Here is an 8588-nt window from a genome sequence, read left to right as displayed (position 1 = left end):
GCATCCGCGGCGTCGGCGACGCCGTCCTCGCCGCGGGCGAGCTGGTGGACGTGGCCAAGGCGGAGGCCGTCTCGGCCACGCAGGAGCGCGACGCGGCCGAGAAGGCCGAGCTGCTGCGTGCCCTGGGCGTGGCCGACGGCGAGACGCTGCCGCCACGGCTGCGCTCCCAGCTCAAGCAGCTGGAGGACGACCAGAAGCGGCGCGCCACGCGGCATCAGCGGGACGTGCTCGACCGCGCGATGGTGGACCTGCTCTCCCTCTACCGGGACGTGCTCGTGGTGCAGCTCGGTGCGGAGGTCGACCTGGTCAACGCCGAGCTCGCCGAGACGGTGCGCGCCCTCGCGGCCGACTCGACCCCCGAGCAGACGGTGCGACGCATGGACTCGATCGGGGTGGCGCGCACCCGCCTGGACGGCAACGTGGCGCCGCTCCTGGCCCTGGAGGCGATGGCGATCGCGCTGCGTCCGCAGGGCTGAAGTTCTTCCGCGGTATCCGCCACGTGTGAAGATTTGGCGCGGGTGAATCCGAACCACCGTGGCACATTGTCCTGAATGCCGTCCCTGGTTAGGCTGCGGGGCGCCCCCAGAGCTCTTCCGTGCGATTTAGGAGTCCACCGTCCGATGAGGATCCTCCTGCTGGTTTCTGCCTTCAACGGTCTTACCCAGCGGGTCTGGTGCTCCCTGCGGGAGCAGGGGCACGACGTCGGAGTCGAGCTCGCCCCGACCTTCGAGTCGGGTGCCGCCATGACCCGCGCAGTCGAGCGGGCGGACCCGGACCTGATCCTGTGCCCGTTCCTCAAGCACCGCGTGCCGGACACGATCTACGACCGCTGGCCGACCGTCATCGTGCACCCGGGCCCGGTGGGCGACCGCGGGCCCTCGTCGCTGGACCACGCGATCCGTGACGGCCGTGACAGGTGGGGCGTCACGGCGCTGTCCGCCGTCGAGGAGCTGGACGCCGGCCCGGTGTGGGCCACGGCCGTGTTCGACATGCCGGACCAGCCCATCTCCAAGAGTGCCCTGTACAACAGCCGCGTCGCGGACGCCGCCATGGCCTGCATCGGCGAGGTGGTCCGCAAGGTCGCCGACGGCGAGCGGCCCATCCCCGCGGAGGCCTGCCTGCGGATCGTGCCGGTCAGCGGCGAGCTGCCGCTGCTGCGCCGCGAGGACTTCCGGATCGACTGGAGCCGCCCCGCCACCGAGCTGGAACGGCTCGTCGCCGCGGCCGACGGCGCCCCTGGCGCTCCCGCGGGCGTGAACGGCCGGTCGATCTGCGTGTTCGATGCCGTCGCGTCTCCGGAGCACACCGGCGCCCAGCCCGGCACCGTGGTGGGCCGCAACCTCGACGCCGTGGCGATCGCCTGCGGCGTCGGCACGCTCTGGGTGGGCTACGCCGCCGAGCTGAGCGGGCGCCGCGGCACCAAGCTCCCGGCCGCGCAGGTCATCGACGCGGCCCACGCCCCGTTCCGCCGCGTGCCGGACTCCATGGCGGAGACCACCTACGTGCGCGACGGCGCAGTCGGCTACCTGACGTTCCGCTCCTACAGCGGCGCGATGTACACCGAGCAGTGCCGCCGCATGACGAGCGCCGTGGAGAAGGCCCTCACCGAGGACACCCGGGTGCTGGTCATCAAGGGCACGGAGCACGCGTTCTCCAACGGGATCCACCTGGGCACCGTCGACGCCTCGCCCGACCCGGCCGCCGAGGCCTGGGACAACATCTGCGCCATCGACGAGCTCTGCCTCGCCATCGCGACTGCCGAGCAGCTCACGGTCGCCGCGTTCACCGCGAACGCCGGCGCCGGCGGCGTCATGGCCGGGCTGTGCGCGGACGTGACGCTGGCCCGCGAGGGCGTCGTCCTGAACCCGTACTACGACATGGGCATCTTCGGCTCCGAGCTGCACTCGTGGAGCATGCCGGCGCGGGTGGGCGACCACCGGGCGTCGCTGCTGCTGTCGCGCAAGCTGCCGATCTCGGTGGCCGAGGCAGCGCGCATCGGGCTGATCAGCGCCGTCGGGCCGCGCGAGTGGGGCGAGTTCACCACCTGGCTGCAGTCGGCGGCGCAGGGGTACGAGGAGCCCGCGACGCTCGGCTGGATGCTCGCCGCACGTGCGGAGCGCCGGGCGACCGACCGGCCGCTGTCGTACTACCAGACCATCGAGCTGGCCGAGATGGCGCGCGACTTCTTCGACGACCGCAACGCCTTCTCGGTGCACCGCCGGGCGTTCCTGCGCAAGACGGCCGCGGACGCCACGCCCGAGAAGCTCCGGTTCGCGACCGCCCGCGTCTGACCTCTCACCCGCTCGAGGTGCCGATCACCTGACCCTTTGCCAATGTTGGTCGCGGTGTCGTGCAAGAACCACGCCGCTCGCCACATGACAGGGGTGGAGGCGTCGCATTCCTGCGACACACACCTGGTGGTGTCAGAGGCGAGCGGAAGGAACTGGGCATGAGGATCGAGCGGACGAACCGGTCGGGTGCTGCGGCACGGACTCTCACGCGCGCGGGCGCGTCGGCGCTGGGCATCGGGGTGATAGCGGTCCTCGCGCTGGCGGGGTGCGCGCAGGCCGACACCGCGGGATCCCAGACGGGCGGGTCGGTGTCGACGTCGTCCCCCGAGGAGAGCGACATGACCAGCCCCAGCCCCAGCGCGTCCGACGGCGGGTCCGAGGACGGCAAGCTGCCGGATGCCGCCGACATGGAGCTCGCCGCCGGGAACTCGGGCCGCGGCCTGCCGCCGGGCCTGGAGGGCAGCACCGACTCGACCGTGGGCGTCGCGTGGGCGCCGGAGTCCGGCCTGCTGTACGTGGTGACCAACGGGTCCAGCTCGTGCCCCACGTTCGCGGAGCCGCAGGCGACCATCGGCTCGGGCGGCAAGTCCGCCGGGGTGGCCGCCGCGGACGGCGTGCTCACGGTGGCCTTCGTGCCTGCCGAGGACGGCATCTGCACCATGGACTTCGTGCCCACGACCACGGTGGTCGAGGTTCCGGCCGAGTCCGACACGGGGCAGCCGGTGCCGGTCCAGCTCGGCGACAAGGGCAAGGTCGAGCTCCAGCCGCGCAGCGCCGACGGCGAGCCCGGTCCGGTCGCCTGGCTCGACTCGTGAGGGTCGCGTGTCGGTTCGCCAACGGGTAAGAAATCCACCGAGCACAACCGGTAGGTTGGCCGGGTGATTCGCCCCGCCCGCCGTCGTCAGCCTGCGGCCGTCGTCGCCACGCTGCTCGCTTCTGCCCTGCTCCTCGCCGCCTGCGGAGCACCTCCCAAGGTGCAGACGGCGCTGGAGGACGTGGGCAAGTCGGACGGCTCGGCGACGGAGGGGGCGCCCAAGGGCTACGAGGACTACTACGGCCAGTCGCTGGAGTGGACCGAGTGCGGCGAGGACTTCCAGTGCGCGACGGCGGCCGCGCCGCTGTCGTGGCACGACCCGGGGGCGGGGAGCATCGAGATCGCGCTCAAGCGCATCCCCGCCACCGGGCAGAAGATCGGGTCCCTGCTGGTCAACCCGGGCGGGCCGGGCGGCTCCGGGGTCGACTTCGTGGGCGACCCGTCGCGTTTCGGGCAGGCGCTGCGCTCGTCGTTCGACATCGTCGGCTTCGATCCGCGCGGGGTGGGTCAGTCGACGCCGGTCAAGTGCTACGACGACGCCGGCAAGGACGAGTTCCTCAGCAAGGACTACCCCTACACGCCGGAGGGCCTGGCGGAGCGCCAGGACGCCGTCCGCGCCTGGGGCAAGGCCTGCGACGAGAACACCGGTCCGCTGCTCGGGAACGTCGACACCCAGTCCGCCGCGCGCGACATGGACATGCTGCGGGGGGCGCTCGGCGACGACGAGCTGAACTACCTCGGCTACTCGTACGGCACCCAGCTCGGGGCCACCTACGCGGGCCTCTTCCCGGAGCGGGCCGGCCGCCTCGTGCTCGACGGCGCGCTGGACACCACCCTCAGCTCGGACGAGGTGGCGCTGCAGCAGGCCGAGGGCTTCGAGAGCGCGCTGCGCGCCTACGTGACCGACTGCCAGGCGGGCAGCGACTGCCCGCTCGGTGACGACGTGGATGCCGGCCTGAAGCGGATCCAGGACATGGTCGAGGATGCCGAGCCCAACCCGATCCCGACGTCGTCGGGGCGGGACGTGACCAAGAAGCTCGCGTTCTACGGCGTGGCCGTGACGATGTACGACGAGGCGTCCTGGTCGTTCCTCACCCAGGCGCTGCGCGAGGTCTTCTGGGAGGGCACCGGCGACGACCTGCTCTACCTCGCTGACGTCTACAACGACCGCAACGACGACGGCACCTTCAAGTCCAACAGCGAGGAGGCGTTCCGCGCGATCAACTGTGCCGACTCCCGCGCCGAGGAGGACATGACGAAGATGCGCGACATCGCCGCCGACATCGAGGCCGCCGCCCCCACGCTCGGCGAGTCGTTCGGCTACTCGGGCATCGAGTGCACGGACTGGCCGTACCCGCCGGCCGAGCAGGAGTTCGACCCCGCCGCCGAGGGCGCGCCGCCGATCGTGGTCATCGGCACCACGAACGACCCGGCCACCCCGTACCGCTGGGCCGAGGCACTCGCGGACACGCTGTCGACGGGCGTGCTGGTGACCTACGAGGGCGAGGGGCACACGGCCTACGGCCGCTCCAACACCTGCATCAGCAACGCCGTGGAGACCTACCTGCTGGAGGGCAAGGCGCCGAAGGACGGGCTCACCTGCTGACCTCGTGCGCGGCGCCGTTCCGCCGGTCAGGGAAGTCACACGGTTTCGCTTTGGAACCTGGGTCATGCATTGGGTACAGTTGGGCCCGCTCACCCATCCGGTCCTGACCGGTGTGCGGTGCGTGCGCCGCCTTAGCTCAGTCGGCAGAGCGTCTCACTCGTAATGAGAAGGTCGTGGGTTCGATTCCCACAGGCGGCTCCACCAAGGAAACCCCGTCCGACCAGGCCATATGTGCCTCGGTTGGTCGGGGTTTCTTGTGTCTCAGGCTCCGTCAGGGGCATCTCGCGCACCCCCGGCGTACTCCGCTCTCCCGCGGTGGGCCTGCCGCCCGGTGGGAACTGGAAACCGCGATCTGCTGAAAAGTGGCCGCCTCTCCTTCGCCGTGTTCAGTTAATTGACCCTCTCCGTCGGCGGCGGAGAGGGTCTATTATCTGAACATGGAGCCTTTGCCCGCGAAGCCCCGCAACGAACGACAGGTTGTTCAGGCTGCCGTCGACGTCCTTCGGGATCGGCTGCCGCCCGCCTGGGGAGTTGCCGAGTCTTCGGACCGCGCTGATGGCGCTGACCTGATTCTTCGCCTCACATCGCCGGACCAGGTTGCGGGCGTGGTGCTCGTCGAGGCCAAGACCACGCTGGAGGCTCGCGACGTCGCCACCGTCCGCGCAAAGCTCGCGGGCCTCATGGAGGCGGTTCCGGGATCGAGCGGGATGGTTGTCGCCAGCTACCTGACTGGTTCCGTACGCGCACGTCTGGCGGAGGCCGGGTTGTCGTACGCGGACGCTACTGGCAACGTGCTGGTGCGAGTCGACATGCCGGGTCTGTTCATCTTCGACCGTGGGGCGGACAAGGATCCATGGCGCGGGCCCGGACGGCCGCGCGGGACCCTCAAGGGAGAGCCCGCCGCACGGGTCGTGCGAGCACTCCTCGACTTCCCTGACCGCTGGCGGATCCGACGACTGGTCGATGTCTCTGGAGCAGCGACTGGATCCGTCTATCGCGTGATCGATTTCCTGGAGTCCGAGTCGCTCGTGACGAGGAGCCCCGGGGGATACCTGACTCTCACCGACTGGTCGGGGCTCCTGCGCAGGTGGAGCCAGGACTATCAGTTCTCGCAGGCCAACACCCTGACCCGTTGGGTCGCGCCCCGAGGGGTGGAGCACCTCCTGGACCAGATCCGTACTGGTGTCGGTGAGAAGTTCGTGGTGACCGGGTCGGTGGCGGCCAACGCATGGGCGCCCTATGCGCCTGCACGTTCCGTGATGGCATACGCGGGCCGGCCCCGCCAGATCGCCGAGGTGTGGGGGCTTCGCGAGACCGACAGGGGGGCGAACGTGATCCTTGCCGAACCTTTGTTCGATGTTCTGACCGAGCGAACGATGATGGTTGACGGCCTTGTCCTCGCGGCACCGACCCAGGTCGCGGTCGACCTCATGACGGGGCCGGGTCGCTCGCCGTCCGAGGCAGAGGCTCTCATCGAATGGGCTGAGAGCAGCCCTGACTTCGCGGCATGGAAGGAACGAAATGAAGAGTCCCGGACGTGAGCTCGATCTGTTGGCGAGGTCCCGAGCGGTCCTCCTCGATGCGCTCGAGGTATTGGCGGATCAGCGCGACGCAGTCGTCGTCATCGGGGCTCAGGCGATCTATCTCCAGACCGGGGGCGTCGACGTGGCGCTGGCCGAAGCCACCAAGGACAGTGACGTGGCGCTCGACCCCAGAGCCCTTGTCGATGATCCGCTCGTCGAAGCCGCGATGAAGAGCGGTGGCTTCGTACCGGGAGATCAGCCAGGTTCGTGGCTCAGTATTGATGGAATCCCTGTCGACCTGATGGTTCCGGAGCAGCTGGCTGGCCCGGGTGGCAGGCGCGGCGCCCGCATCCCGCCACACCACAAAGGCGTTGCCAGGCGCGCCCGGGGTCTGGAGGCGGCGCTCGTCGACAACTCGGAGATCGCAGTCCGTGCGCTCGATCCCGAGGACCCGCGAGAGATCCAAGCCCGTGTTGCCGGGCCTGCTGCCCTTCTGGTCGCGAAGCTGTTCAAGATCGCGGAGCGAGTAGGGACTCCCACCAGGCTCAACGACAAAGACGCGCACGACATCTACCGCGTGCTCCGCGCCGTGGAGACCGAGACGCTCCGCACCACGATCGACGATCTGCTCAGCAATGAGCTGAGTCATGAAGTAACGCGTGAGGCGATCGACCATCTCGACGAGCTCTTCGGCCGTGGACCGGATTCCCTTGGCGCAGTGATGGCCGGCCGGGCCGAGGAACTCGTGGGCGAGCCCGAACAGGTTGCATCTGCGGTGTCGTTCCTCGCCGCCGACCTGGTTGTGGCTCTGCGGTCGGACCCGACCCGATAGGACTCGGCTCGGAAAGGCCAGGTGGTTCTCTCACCCAATTCGGGTGACGGGCCCAGCCCGAGCGGCTCCTAGGGTCTCGCTCGGGAGGGACCCCGGATGAACGCGACGAGCACCCCGGTCGGCGCCGGAGGAGTGCTGGCGGCGACCTGCATCTCGACGCTGGTCGTCAACGCGAACACCTCGGCGGTCAGTATCCTCCTGCCGGCGATCAGCGAGGACACCGGGATGTCGGTCGACACCTTGCAGTGGGCCGTCACCGGTTACTCGCTGGTCGGCGCGGCAGTGATCATCACCTCCGGCTCGCTCGGCGACGTCTTCGGGCGCAAGCGGGTCTTCCAGCTCGGCCTGGCGCTGTTCGTCGTCTCCTGCGTGCTGATCGCGCTGGCACAGTCGGGCGGCATGGTCATCGCGGGCCGGGTCATCCAGGGCGCCGCCGGCGCCACCATCCTGGCTTGCGGGCTTAGCCTGCTGTCGGTGGCCACGAAGGGCGACGAGAACTTGCGCGCCGTCTCGCTGTGGGGCGCTGCGGCGGCGGTGGGGGCTGCCGCCGGGCCGCTGGTCGGCGGTGTCCTGGTTGGCGTCACGGGGTGGCAGGGGCTGTTCTGGATCGACGCCGGCGTGGCGGTGCTGTGCATGGTGCTCACCTTCTTCGCCGTCGCGGAGTCCCGGGACCCGGACGCGTCACGGTCCATCGACTACCTCGGCACCTTCCTGATCGCCCTGACCCTGATGCCGCTGATCCTCGGGGTGAGCAAGAGCGGCGACTGGGGGTGGGTCTCGGTGCCCACGCTCACTTGCTTCGCGATCACGCTGGTCGCGGGCTGGGCCTTCGTGCGGACCGAGCGCCGCGTCGCCGCCCCGCTCCTGGACCTGCGCCTGCTGCGCAACAGGGTCCTGGTCGGCGCGACCATCGCCATCCTGATCGGTGCAGGCACCATCAACGCGCTCATGTACCTGCTCAGCCTCTACTTCCAGGACCCGTCGACGCTCGGCCTCTCACCGCTGCAGGCCGGGCTGGCGACGCTACCCGCCACGGTGGGCCTCGTCGTCGTCGCCCCGCTGGTGCCCCGGCTGGCCGGGCGGTTCGGTCCCCGGCAGATCATCGGCGCCGGCTTCGCGATCACGGCCGCCGGCTTCGCCGCGATCGGCTTCGTGAACGCGTCGTGGCAGTACCTGGTGTTCCTGCTGCCGCTCGTGGCCATCGCCGTCGGTATGGGGCTGTCGAACGGGCCGTCGTCGTCGGCGGCCACCGCTTCGGTGGCGGCGGAGCAGATCGGCGAGGCCTCCGGCGTCTCCAACATGGCCCGGTACGTCGGGGCGGCGGTGGCGACCGCGCTGGCGGCGACGATCTACGCCGGCGTTACCGCCAACCAGGTGGCGGACGGCGCCGCGGACGCCGACGCCCTCTCGGCCGGGCTCGCCGCGGCGTCGTGGGTCATGGCGGTGTTCAGCGCGCTCGGGCTGCTGCTCGCTATCGTCGTCATCGTGCGGCACCCGGCCGGCCGGGCCAGCCTGTCCGACT

General features: G+C 70.2%; 6 protein-coding genes, 1 tRNA gene and 1 pseudogene. All 8 read left to right on the top strand.

The window, feature by feature from the left end:
- Nucleotides 1–476: pseudogene (locus PROKR_RS18720) on the top strand (DNA polymerase III subunit delta'); the annotation flags it as partial.
- A gap of 144 nt (nt 477–620) precedes the next feature.
- Nucleotides 621–2291, top strand: coding sequence for an enoyl-CoA hydratase-related protein (locus tag PROKR_RS18715; RefSeq protein ID WP_036965632.1), 1671 nt, complete (start codon nt 621–623; stop codon nt 2289–2291).
- A 158-nt stretch (nt 2292–2449) separates the two neighbouring features.
- The gene (locus PROKR_RS18710) at nt 2450–3106 is read left to right on the top strand and encodes a hypothetical protein (RefSeq protein ID WP_036965630.1); all 657 of its coding nucleotides are present in this window, start codon (nt 2450–2452) and stop codon (nt 3104–3106) included.
- 63 nt (nt 3107–3169) lie between these two features.
- Entirely contained in the window at nt 3170–4711 is a 1542-nt protein-coding gene (locus PROKR_RS18705; RefSeq protein ID WP_245605880.1) for an alpha/beta hydrolase, read from the top strand.
- 125 nt (nt 4712–4836) lie between these two features.
- Nucleotides 4837–4912 (top strand) — tRNA-Thr (locus PROKR_RS18700).
- Nucleotides 4913–5148: 236 nt separating this feature from the next.
- A complete protein-coding gene (locus PROKR_RS18695; protein ID WP_036965626.1) occupies nt 5149–6252 on the top strand; it encodes a hypothetical protein in 1104 nt (367 codons plus the stop codon).
- The gene (locus PROKR_RS18690; RefSeq protein WP_036965623.1) at nt 6233–7066 is read left to right on the top strand and encodes a hypothetical protein; all 834 of its coding nucleotides are present in this window, start codon (nt 6233–6235) and stop codon (nt 7064–7066) included. Before PROKR_RS18695 ends, PROKR_RS18690 begins: the two co-directional genes overlap by 20 nt.
- A gap of 96 nt (nt 7067–7162) precedes the next feature.
- Nucleotides 7163–8588, top strand: a 1426-nt coding sequence (locus PROKR_RS18685) for an MFS transporter (protein ID WP_036965622.1), incomplete at its 3' end; no start/stop codon positions are given.

Origin of the sequence: Promicromonospora kroppenstedtii DSM 19349 (assembly GCF_000515355.1) — a bacterium.
GTDB classification, from domain to species: domain Bacteria; phylum Actinomycetota; class Actinomycetes; order Actinomycetales; family Cellulomonadaceae; genus Promicromonospora; species Promicromonospora kroppenstedtii.
Note: the sequence above shows the minus strand (reverse complement) of the source record. Positions and strands in the feature narration are given on the sequence as shown.

Coding starts and splice junctions, on each gene's coding strand:
- PROKR_RS18715 (WP_036965632.1), top strand. CDS start 621: ATGAGGATCCTCCTGCTGGTTTCTGCCTTCAACGGTCTTACCCAGCGG.
- PROKR_RS18710 (WP_036965630.1), top strand. CDS start 2,450: ATGAGGATCGAGCGGACGAACCGGTCGGGTGCTGCGGCACGGACTCTC.
- PROKR_RS18695 (WP_036965626.1), top strand. CDS start 5,149: ATGGAGCCTTTGCCCGCGAAGCCCCGCAACGAACGACAGGTTGTTCAG.
- PROKR_RS18690 (WP_036965623.1), top strand. CDS start 6,233: ATGAAGAGTCCCGGACGTGAGCTCGATCTGTTGGCGAGGTCCCGAGCG.